Source organism: Leisingera sp. M527, from assembly GCF_025141525.1.
Lineage (GTDB): Bacteria > Pseudomonadota > Alphaproteobacteria > Rhodobacterales > Rhodobacteraceae > Leisingera.
Genome location: NZ_CP081037.1, coordinates 800314 through 822500, shown reverse-complemented (window position 1 = coordinate 822500; position 22187 = coordinate 800314). Strand labels below are relative to the sequence as shown.

Here is a 22187-nt window from a genome sequence, read left to right as displayed (position 1 = left end):
ATTGCTTTCGACGTATTCCGCGCCAAGCGTCGCCTTGCGCTGCTCCATGCCCTTCAGGAACAGGTCTTCGTCAAATGTGCTCATCTCAGCCTCTCAATCTCATGGCGATGTTCTTGGTCTGCACGTAGTTCCACAGCGCCTCGCGGCCCTTTTCGCGGCCGTAGCCGGATTTGCCGTAGCCGCCAAAGGGGGTTTCGACCCCGCCGGCATACCATTCGTTCACAAACACCTGGCCTGCGCGGAGCTGGCGAGCGCAGCGGGTGGCGCGGTCCAGGTCGCGGGTGAAGACGCCGCCGACCAGCCCGTATTCGGTGCTGTTGGCGATCGCGGTCGCCTCGGCATCGGATTGGAACTTGAGCACCGACAGGACGGGGCCGAAGATTTCCTCGCTGGCGATGCTGTCGTTCGGGGTGATGCCGGAAACAACGGTCGGGGCCAGGAACGCACCCGCATTGCCAACAGGCGTGCCACCGGTGGCAACGGTGGCACCGTCTGCCTGCGCCTGCTGGACGAAGCCCAGGGCGCGGTCGCGCTGAGGCATCGAGACCATCGCACCCATATTGGCACCAAACTCCGGCCGGTCGATGCCGGGGCCGACGTTCAGGCTGCTGGCCACATTTACCGCGCGCTCGACCAGTTCATCATGGCGGCTTTCGTGCACGATCACCCGGCTCATGGCGCTGCACACCTGGCCTGCGTTGAAATAGATACCCCAGCGGATGTCATTCTCAAACGCGTCGAGGTCGGCGTCCTCATGCACGATGGCGGCGGATTTGCCGCCAAGCTCAAGCACGCAAGGGACCACATTCTGAGCCGCTGCGGTAGCGATACGGATGCCGGTGGGCACAGAGCCGGTGAAGACGATCTGGTTCACCTGGCTGTGACCGGAAAGTGCCGCGCCCGCTTCGTGGCCATAACCGCAGAGGATATTGACCGCGCCAGCCGGGAAACCGGCAGCCTCGGCCGCGCGGGCGAGCCAGGCATTGGTAAGCGGTGTCAGCTCAGGTGTCTTGATCACGCAAGCGTTGCCGGTGGCAAGTGCAGCCGACAGCGAACGCGCGGTCATCTCCACCGGGTAGTTCCAGGGGATGATCTGGGCAGAGACGCCCATCGGCTCATTCTCGGTCCAGTCGAAGTAACCGCCACCCAGCGGGATCGAGCGGCCTTCGACGGTGCTGGCCTGATTGCCGTAGTATTCGAAGTAGAGCGCGGCGCCCTCAACCTCGATCCGGGATTCCCAAAGCGGCTTGCCTTGCTCCAGTGTCAGGACACGGGCGATCTCGTCGAGATTGTCCAAGAGGTAGCGGCCCATCGCCTGCACCATGCGCCCGCGCGCAATCGGGCGCAGCGATGACAGCTCCCCTGACAGATGCAGCCGGCGGGCAGCCTGCACGGCGCGATCCACATCGGCGGCATCAGCCAGCGCCTGGCGGGCCAGCAGTTCGCCATTAGCCGGGTTGGTGACATCAATCCACCCTGCCCCGCCTGGCACCCAGGCGCCGTCGATGTAATTCAGCCATTCGGCATCAAGCTGTGTCATATTCGTTAGGTCCCTGCTGCAAGATCGTGGTCTGCCGCTTCACGCATCCACTTCTGAAGATGCAGGATTGAATGTTCCGAGTTCACTCCGCAAGAGGGATCAACCACCAAGGGTCCGGGAACATAGCCGCGGCTTTTGAGGCCGCGCTGCACGGACTCCACCAGGTGGATATCCTCCTCTACCGTGGTTGCCCGGTCCTGAACCGCCATCCGGCGCACGGTTTCATTGTCCTCGCCGCCGATGGAATACCAGCCGCGCCAAACCACCACGTGATCAGCGTCCACTGCCCGCCAGTGATAGGTGTTCAGCAGATTGCCCGGGTAGACCTGAAAGGAGAACATCGGCCAGAGGAACCAGCTGGAGTATTTCTCGTTGTTTTCAAAACCGGAATTGATGTCATAAGTCATCTGGTCCAGCGAATTGCACTCGGTGGTGTGGCGCAGGCAGTAACCCTGAGGCTGGATGTCATAGGTTTCCGGCTTGATCACCCCGGTGGAGAAGGTCGGGTGGTTCAAGCTGCAGTGGTAGCATTCAGAGTAGTTCTCAACGGAAACTTTCCAATTGCAGGCCTCCGGAATACCCACCCATTCCAGCGGCTTCAGGTCCGCCCAATTGGGGACAAAACTCTCCAGCTCAGCCCGCACATTCGGGAACCAGTCCTCCATCGGCCGCGCCTCCGGGTCGAGGTTCACAAAGATAAAGCCGAGGAAAACCTCGGTGCGGACTTCGGTCAGGCAAACCTTGGATTTGTCGAACCCCTGAACCGATTTGAGGTTCGGCCCGGCACGCAGCTGGCCGGTCAGCTCATAGGTCCAGGCGTGATAGGGGCAGACCACAACCCGCGTGGTACCGATCCCCGAGACAAGCTGATGGGCACGGTGCTGGCAGACATTATAAAAGGTGCGGATTTCGCCATCGCGCCCCTTGATGCTGAACAGGTTTTCGCCGGCCATCTCAAAGGCGAAATAGTCGCCGGTGTTTTCCAGCTGGCTGGCGTGGCCGGCAAACTGCCAGCTGCGCGCCAAAAGGCCCTTGCGCTCAGCCTCAAAGAGGACCGGGTCGATGTAATACCGCGCCTCAAGAGAATGGATCGGGGCTGCGTTCATTCAGGGTCCTCCGCGTAGATGCCAAGCTGGTGCCGGCGTTTGTGGAACTTCTCCACCCGCGCGACAATTTCCTCGCTGGAGACAGCAATCACAAAGGACAGCAGCGTTTCCAGAAAAGCGATAGTCGAGACGGATGAAGGAAAGAATTGCGGCGTATCCACTGCAACGACAAAACCATGATCCGCATTCAGGACCACCGGGCTGGCGGGGCTGTCGGAGACCCCGATAATGGCGACCCCCTGTTCGCGCGCGATCTGGACCGCCTCGATCACCTCGGCCCGGTAGGGCTTGCAGGTCATCGCGATCAGCACATCCTGGCCGTCCGCCCAAGCAAGGTCATCCACCGCCGTCGAGCCGGGCCGCGGGATGGCGTGGAATTGCTTCATGCCGGTTGAGGCAAGATAGGTGAAATTGCGGGCATTGGCGTTGTTGACGCCGACGCCCAGCGTGAACACCTGGCGGGAATTCCAAATCGCATGCGCTGCTGCCTCCAAAGCGCTGGCGTCGATCCCTGCAAAGGTGTCTTCGATATTGCGGATCGCAGCACCCGCCATATCGGCATAAAGCGCGCCCAGTTCACCGGACTTGGCCGTATCCTGCAGCCAGCGGGCGCGGTCGGGAAACGACACCCCGCCTTTGCGAATCGCCTCGCGGAAGGGGGCGCGGAAATCCTCATAGCCTTCAAAGCCCACCTGCCGCGCCATGCGGACAAAGGTGTTGGGCTTCACATTGGCCGCCCCGGCAATCTCGCGCACGGTGGAAACCCCGACATCCGCAGGATTTTCCAGCACATAGCGGGCCGCCTTCTGGGCCTCGGGGGTCAGCGCATCCCACTCTTCCGTGAGGCGCTCCAAAACAGTCAGTGATACATTTGTGCCATTCATGATTGACGATGGTACAAATATGGAATTAGCCTGTCGAGCAGAAAAGCGCATTGCAATCAGGAACAGCGAAATGGCTGAGAGAGAATTCCCGGCACAGGCTCGCGTGGTCATCGTGGGCGGCGGCGTGATGGGGGTGGGCCTGGCCTATCACCTGGCACATGAGGGCTGGGGCCCGGAGGTGGTTCTGCTGGAAAAGGCCGAGCTGACGTCCGGCTCGACCTGGCACGCTGCGGGGCAGATCACCCATTCCACCAGCTCCTTCGGCCTTGGCAAATGCGTGGACTACAACATCGGCCTCTATTCCGGGAAACTGGAGGAAGAGACCGGCCAGGCGGTGACCTGGCACGGTTGCGGCTCGTTCCGCCTGGCCTATACCGAGGATGAAATGGACTGGCTGCGCCACACTCTGTCCGTCGGGCGCTCGCTGGGGTTCAACATCGAACTGGTTGGGCCGGAAAAGGTCGCCGAGCAGCACCCCTTCTACAACCTCGACGGCGTTCTGGGCGCGCTGCACACCCCGGACGACGGCCACGTGGACCCTTCAGGCGTCACCATGGCACTGGCCGCAGGTGCCCGCCAGCTGGGTGTGCGCATCATCCGCCATTGCCGCGCAACAAATATCACCCAGTCCGACAATGGCGAATGGATCGTGGAAACGGAAAAGGGCTCCATTGCTTGCGAGCATGTCGTGAACGCAGGCGGCACCTATGCCCGCCAGATGGGCGAATGGTCCGGGCTGCAGCTCCCGATGACCTCGATGACCCACCACTATTTCGTGACCGAACCGGTGCCGGAGTTCGAGGCGCTGGACAAGGAACTGCCGGTGATCCGCGACGACAGACAGGTCTCGGGCTATATCCGCATGGAGCAGAAGCGCGGCCTGATCGGGATTTATGAGAAGGAAGGCAGCAATTCGGTCTGGCACGACCACTGCCCATGGGACTACGAAAACTGGCTGTTTGATGCCGATTACGACCGGGTGATGCCCTGGCTGGAGGAAAGCCTGAACCGGATGCCGGTCTTCGCCGACCTCGGCATCCAGCGCGAGGTGCATGGCGCGATCTCGCATCCCCCCGATGGCAACCCGCTGATCGGCCCGGCGCCGGGCGTCAAAAACTACTGGTGCTGCTGCGGCACCCAGATCGGCATCGGCTGGGGCCCGGGTCTGACCCGCGAGCTGGCCCGCTGGATGGTGCATGGCGCCGCCGATATCTCGATGCGCGACTACGACCCGCGCCGTTTCGGCGCCTACGCCACCAAAGACTGGCAGGTGACCAAGGCGCATGAGGACTACAAGCTGCGCCACGAGATCCCCTTCCCGCATTTCAACCGCCTGGCGGGCCGCCCAATCAAACCCTCGCCGCTTTATGAGCGGCTGAAGGACAAAGGCGCGGTCTATGAGGAAGTCTACGGCCACGAGCGCCCGCGCTGGTTTGCCAGGAACGGTGTGGAGCAACGCGACCACTATTCCTTCAAGCGCAACGAAGTGCACCATATGGTCGGCCTGGAGTGCAAGGCCGTGCGCGAGGGCGTGGGTATCATGGACATCTCCGCCTTCACCAAAGTCGAAGTCTCAGGCCCTGGCGCCGCCGCCCTGCTGGACCGGCTGACCGCCAACCGCCTGCCGCAAAAGGCGGGTGGCATCGCCCTTGCCCACATGCTGAACCGCCGCGGCCGGATTGAGCTGGAAACCACCGTGGTGAAGCTGGCGGAGGGCCGCTACTACCTGGTCTGCGCCGCCTTCTTTGAACAGCGGCTGCTGGACCACCTGAACCAGAACCGCGCGGGTGAAGAGGTGAAAATCACAACGCTGTCCACCGATTGGGCTGCCATCGCTCTCAACGGCCCGAAAGCCCGCAGGGTCCTGGGCGGCTGCACAAATGCGGACCTGACAAACGCCGGCTTCAATTGGCTGAGCGCGCAACAGATCGAAGTTGCGGGCCATAAGCTCTGGGCCTTCCGGATGTCTTATGCGGGTGAACTTGGCTGGGAGCTGCACATCCCGCGCGGCAGCGCCCTGGCAGTCTATGACGCGCTGTGGGCGGCAGGTGAGGCGCATGGCATTGCCGACTACGGCTCCTTTGCGATGAATGCGATGCGGATGGAGAAGGGTTTCAAGGGTGCGGGCGAACTCACCAATGAAGTGACCCTGGCCGAGGCGGACCTGCTGCGCTTTGCCCGCACCGACAAGGCTTACTTGGGCAAGGACAAGACGCTGAACGACGCTGATAAGCCCTGGGTCTGCGCCTATCTGGAGATTGAGCCAGACGGCGTCACGGACGGCCACGGCGGTGAAGCCGTCCTGCTGGATGGTCAGGTCGCAGGTTCCACCGCCTCGGTCGCCTATGGCCATACAATTGGCAAGATCCTGGCCTTCGCCTACGTGAATCCGAACGCCAATGTGCCGGGCACCGAGGTTGAGGTGATCATCGCAGGCACCCCGCGCAAGGGCCGGATCCTGGGCGCCCCCGCTTATGACCCCGAAAGCCTGCTGCCCCGTAGCGACGCGGAGCTCACTCCGGCTGAATGAGCAAACAACAGGCCCCCTTCATCTTTTCAAAAATACTCCGGGGGAGCCGAAGGCGGGGGCAGCGCCCCCCTCCCCATAGCCAAAAGGGAAACGCAATAAATGACCCTGCCCGACACAATGAAAGCGATGGTTCTGACCGGCCACGGCGGTCTGGACAAATACGAATGGCACCAGGACTGGCCGGTGCCGCAGCCGGGTCCAATGGAGGTGCTGATCAAGGTCGGCGCCTGCGGGCTGAACAACACCGATGTGAACACCCGCTCCGGCTGGTACTCCAAGTCCGTCAAAGGCGCCACCACCGGCGGCGCCTTTGACGAAGCGGGCGATGAAGACCCGAGCTGGGGCGGCCGCCCCCTCACCTTCCCGCGCATCCAGGGGGCCGACGCGGTTGGCGATGTGGTGGCCGTTGGCGACGGGGCCGACCCTGCGCTCATCGGCAAGCGCGTCATGGCCGGCGGCTGGGTCCGTGACTGGGACGATCCCGGCAACATGGACAAGGCCGGCTACTTCGGCTCCGAATGCGATGGCGGCTTTGCCGAATACACCAAGGCGGATGTGCGCGGTGTTGCGGTGGTCAACAGCCCCCTCAGCGATGCGGAGCTGGCCACTTTTTCCTGCTCTTATGTCACCGCCGAGGGCATGCTGAGCCGTGCCAATGTGGATGCGGATGACACCGTGCTGATCCCCGGCGCCTCGGGCGGGGTTGGCGGCGCGCTGGTCCAGCTTGCCAAACGCCGCGGCGCCAGGGTGATTGCCATGGCGTCTGAGGCCAAACATGCAGAGGTGGCCGGGCTTGGCCCCGACCTGATCCTGCCACGGTCGCCGGAAAACCTGCGGGCTGCACTTGGCGGAGAAAAGGTCACCGTGGTAGCCGATGTGGTCGGCGGCGCGGCCTGGCCCAAGCTGATCAGCGTGCTGGAGCGCGGCGGCCGCTACACCTGCTCCGGCGCGATTGCCGGACCGGTGGTCGAGCTGGACCTGCGCACCTTCTACCTGCGTGACCTGACCTTCACCGGCTCCACCGTAACTCCGCACCGCAACTTCACCGACGTGATCTCCTATATCGAAAAGGGCGAAATCAAACCGGCACTGGCCGCAGCCTATCCGCTGGCGGACTTGAAAGAGGCGCAGGCCGCCTTCATCGCCAAGAAGCACACCGGCAATATCGTGGTGCTCCCATGAGCCGGGCGCTGTTTGATAAGGCGCTGGAGGCTGCCAAGGCCTTCCATGCCGCCTTGCCAGCCTTGGCAGAGTTTCAGCCCTGGCCCAGCGACATCCGCTGGGCGGGCCGCGAGGGACATCAGGTTCCCGGCGCAGCACTGGTGCAATCCGACCCCGGTTATGCCGCCAAAGGCATCCCGGCAGAGGCTGAGGTGCGCGCCCTGCAGCAAGCGATCATTGCCCTGGCGCCGCATGCGGAATGGCGCCACACCTATACTGAAGAGGAAGTCGGCCAGGACTTTCTGCTGCGTTACGGCTGGTTTGAACTGGTTGGGCCAACGGGGCATTTCCATTCACTCCAAACGCGGATGACCATTGGCTATTGGGGCCCTGGACTGGACTATCCCTGGCACCAGCACGCCCCTGAAGAGCTTTATACCATCCTGTCCGGCAGCGCCGATTTCATGGCCAAGGGCGAAGAGGTCAGGCGGCTGGTTCCGGGTGACACCAAGATGCACGGGCCAAACCAGCCGCATGCGATGATCACCAACGAGCATCCGATCCTCTGCTTCGTCTTCTGGCGCGGCGAGGGGCTGGCGGATGATCCGGCCATGTCCCCGGACTGAGACAGGACCTTACTGATGAAGATCACCCGTATCCGCGTCTTCCAAACCGGCCTTCCTTACGCCGGCGGCGCCTATGTCTGGGGCGCAGGCAATGCGATTGAAACCGCCACCGCCTCGGTGGTGGTGATCGACACCGACGCAGGCCTGCAGGGCTGCGGCGAGTTCACCCCCTGCGGCGAGAACTACATGGTTGCCCATTCCGAGGGCGTACCAGCGCTGGCCCGGCTGGTGGCGCCCGCCCTTATCGGCGAGGACCCGCGCGATGTGGCCCGGATCGAACGGATCATGGACCATCTGGTGCAGGGGCACGGTTATGCCAAGGCCCCGTTTGATGCCGCCTGCTGGGACATTCTGGGCCAGTCTCTGGACGCGCCGCTGTGGCGGCTCTGGGGCGGCAAGCTGACCGATGGTGCGCCAATGTACCGGGTGGCGCCGCAGAAGGGCACCGCGGAAACCATCGCCGAGATGAACCGCTACCGAACGCAAGGCTACCGCCAGTTCCAGGTCAAGGTCGGCGGCGACTGGGCCGCGGATATCGACCGCATCCGCTCCACCGTGCCGCTGCTGAAGCCCGGCGAAAAGGCGATGGCTGATGCCAACCAAGGCTGGCGGGTCGACAATGCGCTGCGGGTGGCGCGGGCAACCAGGGATCTGGACTATATCCTGGAACAGCCCTGCCGCACCTACGAGGAATGCCAGCAGGTGCGGATGCGCACCGACCTGCCGATGAAGCTGGATGAATGCGTCACCGGCATGCAGGCCGCCCAGCGCATCGTGGCGGATCATGGCGCTGATCTGGTCTGCCTCAAAATCTCCAACCTCGGCGGCATCTCCAAGGCGCGCCGGGTGCGGGACTACCTGGTCGAGAACCGCCTGCCGGTGGTGGCCGAAGACACCTGGGGCGGCGAAATTGCCAGCGCCACGCTGGCCCATTTCGCCGCCACCACGCCCGAGGAATACCTGCACAACACCACCGACCTGATGAACTACAACACCCACTCAACCGGCATCGGCGGTCCGCGCGCGGAAAACGGCAAACTCTACGCTCCGGACGCTCCGGGCCTGGGGGTGACGCCGGATTTCGAAAGCCTTGGCACGCCGGTGGCGGAGTTCGGAGACGCTGGATGACTGGCCTGATCCCCTTGTCCTGTCTGGCTCGCGGCCCCAGCCGCGGGCGGGCCTAGGCTAGACAGGTATTCAATCAGGAGAATTGCCATGGCCATCGCAGCCCAAGCCACCCAGATGATCGACGATACCCGCGTCCGCGTAACCCGTTTCGACTTTGCCCCCGGCGCTGAAACCGGCTGGCACTGGCACGCGATGGATTACGTGATCACCGCCGTCACCGACTGCCACATGCGGCTGGAGATGCCGGGCGGCAACGTAAAAAAAGTCACTGTCCCCGCGGGGACAGCCTACCGCCGCGACGAGGGCGTCGAGCATAATGTCATCAACGCCGGAGACACCCAGATGAGTTTTGTGGAAGTGGAGCTGAAATGAAAATCACCCGGATCACCGTCTATCAGCTCGATATGCCGCTGACCGAGCCCTATTACCTTTCGGGCGGGCGGCTGAAGTTCGAAAAGCTCGACAGCACGTTTGTGCGCATTGATACCGACGAGGGCATCTCGGGCTGGGGGGAAGGCTGCCCCTGGGGGCATACCTATCTGCCCGCACACGGGCCGGGGATCCGGGCCGGAATTGAAACGTTGGCACCGGCTCTGATCGGGCTGGACCCGCGCTGCCTGGATCACGTGAACCGGGTGATGGATGTGCAGCTGCCGGGGCATCCGTATGTAAAGTCGCCGGTCGACATGGCCTGCTGGGATATTCTCGGCAAGGCTACAGGCCTGCCGCTGTGGCAGCTTCTGGGCGGGGCCGAGGCGGCGCCGGTACTGGTAAACTCCTCCATTTCCACCGGCAGCCCGGAAGAGATGCTGGCGCTGATCGCCCGTGCCGCGCAAAAAGGCTATACTGTGCATTCGGCCAAGGTCGGCGGCACTGACATTGGCCTCGACATCGACCGGATCGAAGCGATCTCGGAAGGCTTGCCCAAGGGCCACAAGGTGACCTTCGACGTAAACCGCGCCTGGCAGCCGGGGGTCGCGGTGGAGGTGCTAAACTCGGTCAAGGCCCGCGACTGGGTGGAGCAGCCCTGCGAAACGCTGGATCAATGCGCCCATGTGGCGTCGCGGGTCTCCAACCCGATCATGCTGGATGAATGCATGCATACGTTCGGCGACCACCTGGAGGCCTGGAAGCGTGGCGCTTGCGAGGGGGTAAAGGTGAAACCCAACCGCGTCGGCGGGCTGACCCGGGCGCGGCAGATCCGCGACTTTGGCGTCTCGGTGGGCTGGCAGATGCATATCGAGGATCTGGGCGGCTCGGCGCTGGCCGATACTGCGGCGATCCATTTGGCCGCCTCGACACCGGACGCAAACCGGCTGGCAAGCTGGCTTTGCCACTATCATCTGGACGTGGACCCGGTGCCCGGCCAGGGCGCGCGCAATGACGCAGGGGTAGCGGTGCCGCCCTCCCTGCCCGGCCTCGGCGTGATGCCGGAAGAAGGCGCGCTGGGGGACCCGGTTGCGGTCTACGGAGGCTAACGCGATGCCTGCACAGTTGCTGCATGAGCTGACACAACTGGCTGCCCGGACTGAGGGCCTGGGCTGGTTTGCCGCGCGGATGCAAAGCCTGCCGCTGCTGGAGGTTGCACTGCACCGTCTGCCGGTCTGCGGCAAGATCAGCGCCTTGCGCACGCGCTGGGCACAAGACGGCCCGGCGCAGGACGCCGTGGCGGCCCTCATTGACGCGATTCCGGCTTTGCGCTGGCAGCAGACTTACACTGAGGCCGACAGCTTCTCCCGCGACTGGCTGGACAATTACGGCTGGGTCAATATGGTCTCGCCCGAGGGGCTGTACCAAAGTGATGAAATGCGCCTGTCCATCGGCTACTGGGGAGCCGGACAGCATTACGGTGAACATTCGCACGCGCCCGAGGAAACCTATCTGATCCTCGCAGGCCAGGCCCGGTTTCATTCCGAAGGCCGCGCGGCACAGGATGCCGGGCCGGGAGACACCATCCACCACGCGCCGCATCAGAAACATGCCATTGATATGGTGCCGGGTCCGCTGCTGGCGGCGGCGTTCTGGCGCGGTGAAGATCTCTTGAAAAAATCCGACCTGGGAACACGCGAATGAAAATCACCCGGATATCCCTGTGGCATGTGCCGCTGACCAGCCACACCGCCTATTACATGGCCGAGGGCAAGACCTGCGGCACAGTCGAAAGCGTGGTGCTGGCGCTGGACACCGATACCGGCCTGACCGGCTGGGGCGAGGTCTGCCCGATCCCGCACTACCTGCCAGCCTATGCCCGCGGCGTGGTGCCTGCGATCAAGGAGATGGCGCCGGTTCTTCTGGGTGCCGATCCGGTGGGGCCAGAGGCGGTGATGGCGAAGCTGGACAGTTGGCTGCAGGGGCATGCCTATGCCAAATCAGCCATCGACATTGCTCTGTGGGACCTGACCGCGCAGGCGGCAAACCTGCCGCTTCATGCTCTGCTCGGCGGTCAGCGGCAGGCGGATATGCCGCTTTATCATTCAATCACCTGTGTTGCACCCGAGGAGATGGCGCGCATTGCCTGCGAGGCGCAGGCCACCGGCATCACCCAGTTTCAGGTAAAACTCGGCGCGGACCGTGACTGGCAGGCGGATGCAGCCCGTCTGCGGATGGTGCGCGAGGCAATCGGCAGCGGGCCACTGGTCTATGGCGACTGGAACTGCGGTGCATCCTCGCTGGATGCCTCCCGCGTGGGCCGGGCTGTTGCAGATCTGGACATCATGCTGGAACAGCCCTGCGCCACCATCAAGGACTGCGCCCGGGTGCGCGCGTCTTGCGGCCTGCCGATGAAACTGGATGAAAACGCCCATGATACAGCTTCGCTGCTGGCAGGCCATGCGGCGGGCGTTATGGATGCGGTTGCCATCAAACTGTCGAAATTCGGCGGGCTGTCAGCCTCGCGCCGGGCGCGGGACTTGTGCCTGCATCTGGGCGCCAAGATGTGCATCGAGGACACCTGGGGCTCCGACATTACCACCGCTGCCCTTCTGCATCTGGGTGCGTCCACCGATCCGCTGCGGCTGATGAACGTCTGCGACCTGTCCTCCTACGTTAGCCCGCGGCTGGACCCGGCAGGTCCAGAGCGCCGCAATGGCCGCATCGCCCCGCCCGAAGGCCCCGGCCTTGGCGTGCGGCCTGACCGCAAGGGGTTGGGCGCTCCCGCAGCTGTGATCGAATAAATTTTGACTTCTTGGTCAAATTCCACCTAACTTCGGGCAACCCGGCCCTCAACAGGAATTGAAGACATGGAAAAGATCCTCTCCCAGGCTGAATGGACCGAACGCGCCCGCGCGGTGCTGCCCGCGGGCGGCTTTGGCAACTTCGACCCCGGTATCGTCATCCGCGAGGGCAAGGGTGCGCGTGTGTGGGATGAAGACGGCAAGGAGTACATCGACTATCTGATCGGCTCCGGTCCGATGATGCTGGGCCATGGCCATCCGGAAGTGATGGAGGCGGTGCTGGAGCAGCTGCCGAAGGGTATGACCTTCTTTGCCAGCAACACCCGCGGCATTGAGCTGGCCGAGGAAATCTGCCGCGCAGTACCCTGCGCCGAACAGCTGCGCTATGTCTCCACCGGCGGTGAGGCGGACATGTATGCGATCCGGCTGGCGCGGGCCTTCACCGGGCGCACCAAGATCGTGAAGTTTGAGGGCGGCTATCACGGCATGTCGGCAGAGGCGCAGATGAGCCTGGCGCCCTCGGTGCGGGTGAACTTTCCGCAAGCGGTGCCGGACAGCGCAGGCATCCCGCCATCGGTCGCCGCCGAGGTGCTGGTCGCGCCGTTCAACGATTTTGAGTACATCAAGCAGCTGATGGCAGAGCACGGGCACGAGATTGCGGCGATCATCGCCGAACCGCTGCAGCGCATCGTGCCGCCGCTGCCGGGTTTCCTGGAGCTGCTGCGCGAGGAGACCCGGAAACACGGCAGCCTGCTGATATTTGACGAGGTGGTGACCGGGTTCCGCTCCACCTACGGCGGCGGGCAGGAGCTGTATGGCGTGACGCCGGATCTGGCGGCATTTGGCAAGGTGATCGGCGGCGGCTTCCCCCTGGCAGCCATCGTTGGCCGTGCCGATATTATGCAGCATTTCGACAAAACGCAGGTCGGCGCCGAGGGCTGGCTGATGCAGCTGGGCACGCTGTCGGGCAATCCGGTGGCGGCGGCGGCGGGCCTCAAGACCATGGAAGTGCTGCGCCGCGAGGGCGCCTATGACCGGTTGAACGGCACCGGCAAGCGGCTGATGCAGGCAACCAGTGCGGCGCTGGAAGAGGCCGGGGTGCCGTTCCGGATCGTCGGGGAGCCTGCGCTGTTCGAAGTTGTGTTCACGGACAGCAAAGTCCGGGACTACCGCGATACCCAGGCGGGCAATGCGGAGCGCACCAGACGGTACAATGCGGTGCTGCGCGCGGAGGGCATTTTCAAGTCGCCAGGCAAGACCTACCCAAGCCTGGCCCTGACCGAAGAGGATCTGCAACAGACCGAAGCAGCCATCCGCAAGGCGGCAATGGCTCTGGACTGATCCAGGCGGTTTTTGCCGGGCTGCAAAACCCAGGTGTAGCGGCGGGTCCTGTAGGCACCGCCGCTCATCGGTTCATGCCGCCCCCAGGCTTTCGGCCAGCTCCTGGATCTGGCGCCAGGTCTCCAGTGGCACCGCGATCCGCCCCTCTGAAGCAGCACGGTGGTTGCGTTCGCGCTCTCCTGGGATCTCCACCCGCTCGACCCCCGGTGCCGGCGGGCAGCTGCGCAGATCGGCCAGCACGTCTTCAGCCGCGGCCTGCATGGCCGGCGCGGCGCGGAACCGGGAGGTCTCCAGGGTGATCAGCAGCCAGTTGCATTCGGTTGTGGACGGCCCCAGCATCGCCTCGCCGATGAGTTCAGCCACCAGCGCCAGCGCAAAGCCTTTTTGCGCGCCGGCAGGCAGGATGGCACCGCCCGCAAAATAATCTTCGGGATCGCGGGTCGGATTGCCATTGCGGTCGATCACGCAGCCCTCCGGCAGCAGAGCGCCCGCGGATTTGGCAGCGTAGATCCAGCCGCCGGCAATTTTGGACGTTGCAAAGTCCAGCACCACCGGCCCCTGGGCGCCGCCCGGGATGCCTGCACACCAGGGATTGGTCGGCAATTTGGCCTGCGCCCCGCCATGGGGCGCCACCTGGCGCCAGGTCTGCCGGTTGCCGCCGCCGATGCAGATGGTCAGGAACCCCTGCTCTGCCGCGATGTCGGCAAAGGCGCCATGGCGCCCAGTGTGACCCGCATGACGGATGGAAAGCGCCGAAATCCCGCGCTCCCGCGCCTCGGCGATGCCGGTTTCGTAGGCAAGCTGCATCGCCGGGATGCCAATGCCGCCGCCGCCCTCGACCCGCATCACACCGCAGCTGTCCCGGAAGGCACGCGCTGTGCCCTTGGGATCAAGATAGCCTGACCGCGTTTGATTGGCATATTCCAGCACCCGCATGACGCCGTGGCTTTCCACGCCGCACAGGCTGGTGTCGGCCAAATGATGCGCCACCTGCGCCGAAACTTCCGGGCTGTACCCCAGGTTGGTGAAAATTCTACGGATCAGGCCTTCCGCCTCAGCCGCTTCGACGGATGTGCGGCTGCCCCGAAGGGTGAGCTTGGAAGCTGGTGATTGCATCAACGCATGCGCCCCCAGCAGGGTATTGGGCCCTGGCTGCTGTGTGAAAGAGATTGATCTGCCATGCCGCGCACTCCGTCCCCCTGCCTGCACCAATCACTCTACCGCCGTGCAGCAGCGGGAAAAGAAGGTAAAAAGAACAATCCATGCTGCAAGACATTGTTATCCCGTTTCACCAGACTGCCGCGTTTCAAGCCACTAAGCGCAACCTAGGGCATGCACGGGCGGCGCAGGAGCGATAGGAGTCCTGAACTGGACTGCCACCGGGATCAGGCCCTGGCAGCGGTGACGATAAATTCGACCAGAAAATCCTCGCGGGCCAGCTTTGCCTCGCCGCAGGCACGCGCCGGAGCGTGGCCTTCGGGGACCCAGGCGTCCCAAACTGCGTTCATCCCGGCAAAATCCTTCATGTCGGCAAGCCAGATCACCGTCTGCAGAATGCGGGTCTTGCTGCTGCCGGCCTCGGCCAGCAGCGCGTCGATCTTGTCCAGGCAATCCTGGGTTTGCTGCGCGGCGCTGGCACCGGCTGTGCCGACCTGGCCTGCCAGATAGATAGTATCGCCGTGGGTCACGATCTGGCTCATGCGCTGGCCGGTGTGTTTGCGGGTAATATCAGTCATCATATTATCTCCCTTGCACTGAATGGAACGTTTTACGCTTGTGCGCCCGGTTACTGGGTCAGCAGCCAGTCAGCCCCCGACGGGCAAAACCTGCGCCGGACCTGCTTGGGGTCCTGGCTGTCCTTAAGAAAGGCCTGATGCTGCAGGAGCAAGCAGTCACCCTCCTTGCCGGCCACCCGGACCTCGCCATGTGCGCCACTGTCCGGGTTGGTCCATTCGGCCCGCTTGCCAGTGCCGACCTGCGCCTCGGCCAGCAGAGACTGTTCGGCCTGACGCATGATATTGGTGTCCTGCGGCGTCAGCCCTGACGTGGCCAGAATGCGGCTGAGCGGGTTGGCCGCGGCGGGTGCTGCAGCAAATGCTGCCAGCGCCAGAATTCCGATTAGTCGCATTTGAATACTCCTGCCTGAAAGAAACCGGCCTGAAGCCCAGTAAGGCGCAACCGGAGGTCAATGTCCATGCAGCAGCCTGTCTTCTGGTCAGGAGAACTTGCGGAACAGGCGGGTCATATCGAACAGCTCATCCAGGCGGTCGTAGCGATCCTTGGTCTTGTCCCAGCTTTCTTCCTGGGTGGCGGCGATCATCGCCTCCAAAAGCATCATGGTGGAAATGTTGGAGTCCCAGGCCGATGGGATCTCGACCCAGCAGTTGAAGGTATGTTCGGCAACCGACGCAATCGGGCTGGCCCATTGATCCGTGATCAGAACAATCTTTACCCCGCGTTCGGAGGCGAGTTCGGCCAAGCGCTGCAGGTTGGTTTCATAACGGCGCACATCGAACAGCAGCAGGGTGTCGCCCTCGACCATGTCCAGCACGTAATGGGGCCAGGTGGCGGAGGAAGACGTCATATGGGTGACCCGCTGCCGGATCGCCTGAAAATGGGTAAAGGCGTAATCTGCCAGCGCCCGGGTGATACGGCCGCCAACCACATAAAGCCGCCCCTCGGTGTTTGACAGCTGATGGACAGCTGCATCGAACTGTGCGGTGTCGATGTTTGAGAACGTCTGCTGCAGGTTGTCGGTCACGGCCTGTGCAAATCTGTTCAGCAGGTGGCCCTCGGGCGCCTCGGTCGCCCAATTGTCCCGCCGCTTGGTCGGGCCGGAGACTTTCGCCTCAAGTTCCTTCAGCAGTGCCTGATGGAATTGCGGATATCCTTTGAAGCCCAGTTTCTGCACCATCCGCGCCACGGTCGGTGTCGAGACATCAGCATTGCTGGCCACAATGGTGATCGAAGCCAATCCTGCCGCAGGGTAATTTTCCAGCAGCAGGTTTGCGAACTTGCGTTCGGACTGGGTGAGCGCGGAATAGCTCTCGCGGATCAACTCGCGAACGGTGGCTGGCGATTTCGTCAACGGGGCATTCCTGCTTTGAACAGACACTTTCCTATCCGGGTCCGGCCTGAAAAGAAAGTTTCAGGAATCTCTGTGCGAAACCGGTCATGAAAAGATATTGACACAAATATCTCTTCATGGAAAGATTTTTCCAAATCGCAGGGGGGCAACATATGCGAGAGAGCGATTCTCACGCTCAAGCGGAGACAGTGGAGGTGGTGAACCGTGAGGGCGCCAGCCCGGTTCTGCTGCTGTGCGAGCACGCCTCCAGCAATATCCCCGCGCGCTATGACGGGCTGGGGCTGCGGGATCAGGACCGGCTGAGCCACGCCGCCTGGGATCCGGGTGCGCGGGCCATTGCTCTGCATATGTCTAAGGCCCTGAATGCACCGCTGGTGGCCAGCACCGTGTCGCGGCTGGTGTACGACTGCAACCGCCCGCCCGAAGCGGCCTCGGCGATGCCGGAGAAATCCGAACTGGTCGAGGTGCCCGGCAACAAAGACCTGACAGCCGCCCAGCGGCAGGAGCGTGCGGACACGGTCTATGCCCCGTTCTGCAGCACTGTCGCCGAGGTCATCAAGGCCCGCAAGGATGCCGGGCTGCAAACCGTTCTGGTCACCATGCACAGCTTTACCCCGGTCTATTACGGCGAAAACCGCGCGGTCGAAATCGGCATCCTGCACGACGCCGACAGCCGCCTGGCTGACGCCATGCTGGCCGCGGCCCCTGCCCTGCCGCACCGACGGGTGGAGCGCAATGAACCCTATGGCCCGGCGGATGGCGTCACCCATTCTCTGAAGATCCACGGGCTGGCACACGGGCTGGCCAATGTAATGATCGAAATCCGCAACGATCTGGTGACCACGCCGGAAGAAGAAGAGGCCATGGCAGAAGAAATGCTGACATTGCTGCGCCCGGCCCTGGCCGCGCTGGCGGCGGAAGGGGGCTTTGGTGCCTAAAGTAATAAGGGCCTATGTGCGCGGCATTGACGCGATGAACCGTTTCATCGGCCGCTTTGCCATGTATCTGATCTTTGCCCTGATCGGGGTGCTGTTGTGGTCGTCGGTGTCCAAGACTTTTTTCAACCCGTCGCACTGGACGCTGGAGACGGCGCAGTTTGTGATGGTGGCCTATTACATTCTGGGCGGACCCTATTCGATCCAAATGGGGTCAAACGTGCGGATGGACCTGTTTTACGGCGGCTGGTCGACGAAAACCAAGGCGATGGTTGATGCGTTCACCGTGCTGTTCCTGATCAGCTACCTTGTAATCCTGATGTACGGCGCGCTCAGCTCTACGGCCTATTCACTGGGGTATTTCGGTATAGAACCCGTGCAGTTCTTCTGGGACCTGCTGAAAACGCTGCTGAGCGAAGGACCCGCCGCTGCGGGCGAAAAGCTCGGCTATCTCGAGCGCAGTTCCACCGCCTGGCGCCCCTTCCTGTGGCCTGTAAAAACCATCCTCTGCTTCGGTGTCTTTCTGATGCTGCTGCAATGCCTTGCCGAATTGTTCCGGGATATCGGACGCCTGCGCGGAGTTGAAATCTGATGTCCTACGAATGGATTGCTATCGTCATGTTTGCCGGCATGATGCTGATGCTAATGACCGGCCAGAGGGTGTTTGGCGCCATCGGCTTTGTCGGGGCTGTTGCGGGCATGCTTCTGTGGGGCACCGGCGGGGTCGAGATCCCGTTCTCTGCGGCAATGAAGCTGATGAAATGGTATCCGCTGCTGACCCTGCCGATGTTCATTTTCATGGGCTATGTGCTGTCGGAATCAAAGATCGCTGATGATCTGTACCGGATGTTCCACGTGTGGATGGGGCCAGTGAAAGGCGGGCTCGCCATCGGCACGATCGGCCTGATGGTATTGATCTCGGCGATGAATGGCCTGTCAGTGGCAGGCATGGCGATTGGCGCAACTATCGCGCTGCCGGAACTGCTGCGCCGCGGCTATGACAAGATCCTGGTGACCGGCACTATCCAGGCCGGGTCCTCGCTGGGTATCCTGGTGCCGCCGTCGGTTGTGCTGGTGCTTTATGCGATGATTGCGCGTCAGCCGGTGGGCCAGCTGTGGCTGGCAGGTGTGATCCCCGGCCTGCTGATGGCCACCATGTTCATCATCTACATCTATGTCCGCTCTCGCATGCAGCCCGATCTGGGTCCGGCCATGCACCCCGAGGATCTGGCGGAATACGAGCAGATCACCGACCACCCGCTGCGCCTGAACTACATCGTGCTGGGCGCGCTGGTGCTGGTGCCGCTGCTGATCAAGACTGGAACGTTGGAAGCCAAACCCGCGCTTGGCATGGCGCTGGCCCTGGGCGCATTGTCCTTCCTGACCCGCAAGAACGCCCTGTTCTACAAAGACGTGTTCATGAAGGAGAAGTACCGCCTGCTGTTCTCCGGCGTGCTGCCGCTGGCGATCTTTGCCGCGATGATGGTGCCCTTTGTGAACGGCTGGACCTCGCTGGTGGAAAGCTCGGCGATCGGTGCCATGACGGCCTTCATCGCCGCGGTGCTGAAGGGGCGGATGACCAAGGAGGTGTTTGAGACTTCGGTGCGCTCGACCCTTGGCATCTCCTGCATGTTCATGTGGATCATTCTGGCGGCACTGGCCTTTGGCGCGATCTTTGACGGCCTCGGCGCAGTCAAAGCCATCGAAGACCTGTTCACCACCAAGCTGGGCCTGTCCCCTTGGATGATCCTGATCCTGATGCAGCTGAGCTTCATCATCATGGGCACCTTCCTGGACGACACCGCAATGCTGGTGATCGTGGCGCCGCTTTACGTGCCGCTGGTGGGGGCGCTTGGGTTTGATCTGATCTGGTACGGGGTGCTTTATACCATCACCACCCAGATCGCCTATATGACACCGCCTTTCGGCTATAACCTGTTCCTGATGCGGGCAATGGCGCCGCCGGAAATCGGGCTGAAGGACATCTATGTCTCGATCATCCCCTTTGCCGCAGTGATGGTGCTGGCCCTGGCCCTGATCATGGTCTTCCCGCAAATCGCCCTGTGGCTGCCGGACTATGTCTACGGAAAATAACCAAGGAAGAGTCCCGCCAAGGGGCCGGATATTTCAACAAGGAGTGAGTATAATGACAACAAGACGTAAGTTTCTGAAGACCGCCGGCGTTGGCGCCATGGCGGCACCGCTGGCCACCCCGGCCCTGGCCCAGTCCACCATCAAATGGCGGATGCAGACCTATGCCGGTGCGGCGCTGGGTGAACATGTGATCAAACCTGCCATTGACATGTTCAACAAGATCGCCGGCGACCGGATGCAGATCGAACTCTACTACGCCGATCAGCTGGTCCCCACCGGCGAGCTGTTCCGCGCCATGCAGCGCGGCACCATCGACGCGGTGCAGTCGGATGACGACTCGATGGCCTCGCCCACCGAGGTCACCGTGTTCGGCGGCTACTTCCCCTTCGCCTCGCGCTACTCGCTGGACGTGCCAGTGCTGTTCAACCAGTACGGCCTGAACGAGATTTGGGACGCGGAATATTCCAAGGTCGGCGTCAAGCATATCTCGGCCGGTGCCTGGGACCCCTGCCACTTTGCCACCAAGGATCCGATCAACTCGCTGGCGGACCTGAAGGGCAAGCGCGTCTTCACCTTTCCGACTGCCGGCCGCTTCCTGTCGCAGTTCGGCGTTGTGCCGGTCACACTGCCCTGGGAAGACATCGAGGTCGCAGTGCAGACCGGCGAGCTGGACGGCATCGCCTGGTCCGGCATCACCGAGGATTACACCGTCGGCTGGTCCAAGGTCACCGACTACTTCCTGACCAACAACATCTCCGGCGCCTGGGCCGGGTCGTTCTTTGCCAACCAGGGCCGCTGGAATGAACTGCCCGAAGACCTGCAGACCCTGTTCCGCGTGTGCTGCGACCAGTCGCATTATTACCGCCAGTGGTGGTATTGGGGCGGTGAAGCCAACCTGCGCGTCAACGGCAGCGACATGAAGCTGACCACCATTCCGGACGATGAATGGGCACAGGTCGAAGACGCGGCAGTGAAGTTCTGGGACGAGATCGCGGCCGAGTCCGAGACCAAGGCAAAGGTTGTCGAGATCTTCAAGAAGTACAACGCCGACATGCAAAAGGCGGGCCGCCCCTACCGCTACGGCTAAGGGACGGGCAAACAAAACGGAACTTGGCCTGCCGCGCAGCGGGCCAAATTCCTTACCCAAGGAATTTGCCAAAACTTTTGAGGAAAAGTTTTGGCCCAAGCACGCAAAGGGCTGCTCATGCTCTCCTTCGATGATTTGAAATCCCAGGTTTCTTCGGGCCTGGTCGACACGGTTCTGGTGTGTCTGGTTGACATGCAAGGGCGGCTGATGGGCAAACGCTTCCACGCCAAGCATTTTGTTGCCGGAGCCTGGGAAGAGACCCATTGCTGCAACTACTTGCTGGCGACGGACCTGGAGATGGCGACGCCGGACGGCTATGCCTCGACCAGCTGGGAAAACGGCTATGGCGACTATGTGATGAAGCCGGACCTGGCGACCCTGCGCCCGGTGCCGTGGCTGGAGGGCACGGTGATGGTGCTGTGCGATGTGCTGGATCACCACACGCATGAAGAGGTTTCACACTCCCCCCGCGCGATCCTGAAACGCCAGGTGAACCGGCTGAAGGCGATGGGCTATGACGCCATGTGCGCCACCGAGCTGGAGTTTTTCCTGTTCGAAAAGAGCTTTGACGAGATCCGCAAGTCCGGTTTCCGCGACCTGGCGCCGATCTCGGGCTACAACGAGGATTACAACATCCTTCAGACCACCCGTGAAGAGCATGTGATGCGTCCGATCCGCAACCACCTGTGGGACGCGGGCTTGCCGATCGAGAACTCCAAGGGTGAGGCGGAGACCGGCCAGGAAGAGCTCAACATCAAATACGCCGCGGCGATGGACACTGCAGAATACCACACGATCGCCAAACACGCGGTGAAGGAAATCGCCCACCAGCAGGGCCATGCGGTGACTTTCCTGCCGAAATGGAGCCACGATAAGGTCGGCTCATCCAGCCATGTGCATCAGTCGCTATGGCAGGACGGCAAGCCCGCGTTTCATGATCCGTCGGATGAGCTGGGCATGTCGCCGCTGATGAAGGCCTACATGGGTGGCCTGCTGAAATACGCGCCCGATTACACTGCCTTCATGGCGCCCTATATCAACAGCTACAAACGCTTCATGAAGGGCACCTTTGCGCCGACACGGATCATCTGGTCGGTGGACAACCGCACCGCCGGCTACCGCCTGTGCGGCGACGGGACCAAGGCGATCCGGGTGGAGTGCCGCATTCCGGGCTCTGACATGAACCCCTATCTGGCGATGGCGGGCATGCTGGCGGCGGGCATTGCCGGGATCGAAGAAGGGCTGGAGCTGCAGCCCCCGTCAAAAGGCGATGTCTACCAGGGTGACACGGGCATGATCCCGGGCACTCTGCGCGATGCCGCAGCGGCGCTGAAAGGCTCGGCGATGCTGCATTCCGCCCTTGGCGACGATGTGGTCGACCATTATGTACGCGCCGCCGAGGTGGAGATCGAGGAGTTTGACCGCGTGGTTACCGACTACGAGATCGCGCGCGGCTTCGAGCGGGCGTGATCCGGCCCCGGCGGACCGGGGGCC

At 62.6% G+C, this 22187-nt stretch carries 22 protein-coding genes (1 of these 22 running past the window's edge); 14 read left to right on the top strand and 8 right to left on the bottom strand.

Annotation, left to right across the window (positions count from 1 at the left end; genetic code table 11):
• The 4 genes in view from K3555_RS04180 to K3555_RS04165 are tightly spaced (at most 5 nt apart) and all read right to left on the bottom strand, a layout consistent with a single transcriptional unit that may run on beyond the window.
• On the bottom strand, positions 1 to 84 hold the start of the coding sequence (locus tag K3555_RS04180) for a carboxymuconolactone decarboxylase family protein (RefSeq protein ID WP_259990388.1). 294 nt of this gene lie to the left of the window's left edge; the window shows 84 of its 378 coding nt (coding positions 1-84); the start codon lies at positions 82 to 84; the stop codon falls past the left edge of the window.
• Between the two features lies 1 nt (position 85).
• Positions 86 to 1540, bottom strand: a complete 1455-nt coding sequence (locus K3555_RS04175) for an aldehyde dehydrogenase family protein (protein WP_260007495.1) — start codon at positions 1538 to 1540, stop codon at positions 86 to 88.
• Between the two features lie 5 nt (positions 1541 to 1545).
• On the bottom strand, positions 1546 to 2646 hold the full coding sequence (locus tag K3555_RS04170; protein WP_259994595.1) for an aromatic ring-hydroxylating dioxygenase subunit alpha: 1101 nt from the start codon (positions 2644 to 2646) through the stop codon (positions 1546 to 1548).
• Positions 2643 to 3530: a MurR/RpiR family transcriptional regulator gene (locus K3555_RS04165; RefSeq protein WP_259990382.1), complete on the bottom strand. Its 888-nt coding sequence runs from the start codon at positions 3528 to 3530 to the stop codon at positions 2643 to 2645. The genes K3555_RS04170 and K3555_RS04165 overlap by 4 nt, the downstream gene beginning before the upstream one ends.
• A 70-nt stretch (positions 3531 to 3600) precedes the next feature.
• On the opposite strand from K3555_RS04165, the gene K3555_RS04160 reads away from it, so the two are divergent.
• From K3555_RS04160 to K3555_RS04120, 9 genes are all read left to right on the top strand, one after another.
• Entirely contained in the window at positions 3601 to 6060 is a 2460-nt protein-coding gene (locus K3555_RS04160) for an FAD-dependent oxidoreductase (protein ID WP_260007494.1), read from the top strand.
• A 99-nt stretch (positions 6061 to 6159) separates the two neighbouring features.
• Entirely contained in the window at positions 6160 to 7242 is a 1083-nt protein-coding gene (locus K3555_RS04155; protein ID WP_260007493.1) for an alcohol dehydrogenase family protein, read from the top strand.
• A complete protein-coding gene (locus tag K3555_RS04150) occupies positions 7239 to 7847 on the top strand; it encodes a dimethylsulfonioproprionate lyase family protein (RefSeq protein ID WP_260007492.1) in 609 nt (202 codons plus the stop codon). Before K3555_RS04155 ends, K3555_RS04150 begins: the two co-directional genes overlap by 4 nt.
• A gap of 15 nt (positions 7848 to 7862) precedes the next feature.
• Positions 7863 to 8975, top strand: a complete 1113-nt coding sequence (locus tag K3555_RS04145) for a mandelate racemase/muconate lactonizing enzyme family protein (protein WP_260007490.1) — start codon at positions 7863 to 7865, stop codon at positions 8973 to 8975.
• A gap of 87 nt (positions 8976 to 9062) precedes the next feature.
• The gene (locus K3555_RS04140; RefSeq protein WP_260007489.1) at positions 9063 to 9347 is read left to right on the top strand and encodes a cupin domain-containing protein; all 285 of its coding nucleotides are present in this window, start codon (positions 9063 to 9065) and stop codon (positions 9345 to 9347) included.
• The gene (locus K3555_RS04135) at positions 9344 to 10453 is read left to right on the top strand and encodes a mandelate racemase/muconate lactonizing enzyme family protein (RefSeq protein WP_260007488.1); all 1110 of its coding nucleotides are present in this window, start codon (positions 9344 to 9346) and stop codon (positions 10451 to 10453) included. Before K3555_RS04140 ends, K3555_RS04135 begins: the two co-directional genes overlap by 4 nt.
• 4 nt (positions 10454 to 10457) lie before the next feature.
• Positions 10458 to 11048 carry a dimethylsulfonioproprionate lyase family protein gene (locus tag K3555_RS04130; RefSeq protein WP_260007487.1) on the top strand — a complete coding sequence of 197 codons (591 nt, stop codon included), beginning with the start codon at positions 10458 to 10460 and terminating at the stop codon, positions 11046 to 11048.
• Entirely contained in the window at positions 11045 to 12148 is a 1104-nt protein-coding gene (locus K3555_RS04125) for a mandelate racemase/muconate lactonizing enzyme family protein (RefSeq protein WP_260007486.1), read from the top strand. The genes K3555_RS04130 and K3555_RS04125 overlap by 4 nt, the downstream gene beginning before the upstream one ends.
• A 66-nt stretch (positions 12149 to 12214) precedes the next feature.
• Positions 12215 to 13489 carry an aspartate aminotransferase family protein gene (locus K3555_RS04120; RefSeq protein WP_260007485.1) on the top strand — a complete coding sequence of 425 codons (1275 nt, stop codon included), beginning with the start codon at positions 12215 to 12217 and terminating at the stop codon, positions 13487 to 13489.
• Positions 13490 to 13561: 72 nt separating this feature from the next.
• Here K3555_RS04120 and K3555_RS04115 read toward each other — a convergent pair whose 3' ends face one another.
• The 4 genes from K3555_RS04115 to K3555_RS04100 form a co-directional block, all read right to left on the bottom strand.
• Positions 13562 to 14605 (bottom strand): Ldh family oxidoreductase, encoded by a 1044-nt coding sequence (locus tag K3555_RS04115; protein ID WP_260007484.1) that lies wholly within the window; start codon positions 14603 to 14605, stop codon positions 13562 to 13564.
• A gap of 269 nt (positions 14606 to 14874) precedes the next feature.
• Positions 14875 to 15225, bottom strand: a complete 351-nt coding sequence (locus K3555_RS04110; RefSeq protein WP_260007483.1) for a RidA family protein — start codon at positions 15223 to 15225, stop codon at positions 14875 to 14877.
• Between the two features lie 50 nt (positions 15226 to 15275).
• A complete protein-coding gene (locus K3555_RS04105; protein ID WP_259994608.1) occupies positions 15276 to 15617 on the bottom strand; it encodes a hypothetical protein in 342 nt (113 codons plus the stop codon).
• A gap of 87 nt (positions 15618 to 15704) precedes the next feature.
• On the bottom strand, positions 15705 to 16577 hold the full coding sequence (locus tag K3555_RS04100) for a MurR/RpiR family transcriptional regulator (RefSeq protein ID WP_260007482.1): 873 nt from the start codon (positions 16575 to 16577) through the stop codon (positions 15705 to 15707).
• A gap of 152 nt (positions 16578 to 16729) precedes the next feature.
• Here K3555_RS04100 and K3555_RS04095 point away from each other — a divergent pair, with 152 nt between their 5' ends.
• The 5 genes from K3555_RS04095 to K3555_RS04075 all read left to right on the top strand — a co-directional run bounded on the left by K3555_RS04095 (position 16730) and on the right by K3555_RS04075 (position 22163).
• The gene (locus K3555_RS04095; RefSeq protein ID WP_260007481.1) at positions 16730 to 17515 is read left to right on the top strand and encodes an N-formylglutamate amidohydrolase; all 786 of its coding nucleotides are present in this window, start codon (positions 16730 to 16732) and stop codon (positions 17513 to 17515) included.
• Positions 17508 to 18104, top strand: a complete 597-nt coding sequence (locus tag K3555_RS04090; RefSeq protein ID WP_260007480.1) for a TRAP transporter small permease subunit — start codon at positions 17508 to 17510, stop codon at positions 18102 to 18104. Before K3555_RS04095 ends, K3555_RS04090 begins: the two co-directional genes overlap by 8 nt.
• Positions 18104 to 19606: a TRAP transporter large permease subunit gene (locus tag K3555_RS04085; RefSeq protein WP_260007479.1), complete on the top strand. Its 1503-nt coding sequence runs from the start codon at positions 18104 to 18106 to the stop codon at positions 19604 to 19606. Before K3555_RS04090 ends, K3555_RS04085 begins: the two co-directional genes overlap by 1 nt.
• A gap of 52 nt (positions 19607 to 19658) precedes the next feature.
• Positions 19659 to 20693 carry a TRAP transporter substrate-binding protein gene (locus K3555_RS04080; protein WP_129369951.1) on the top strand — a complete coding sequence of 345 codons (1035 nt, stop codon included), beginning with the start codon at positions 19659 to 19661 and terminating at the stop codon, positions 20691 to 20693.
• 117 nt (positions 20694 to 20810) lie between these two features.
• Positions 20811 to 22163, top strand: a complete 1353-nt coding sequence (locus K3555_RS04075; RefSeq protein WP_260007478.1) for a glutamine synthetase family protein — start codon at positions 20811 to 20813, stop codon at positions 22161 to 22163.
• Positions 22164 to 22187 lie beyond the last annotated feature (24 nt).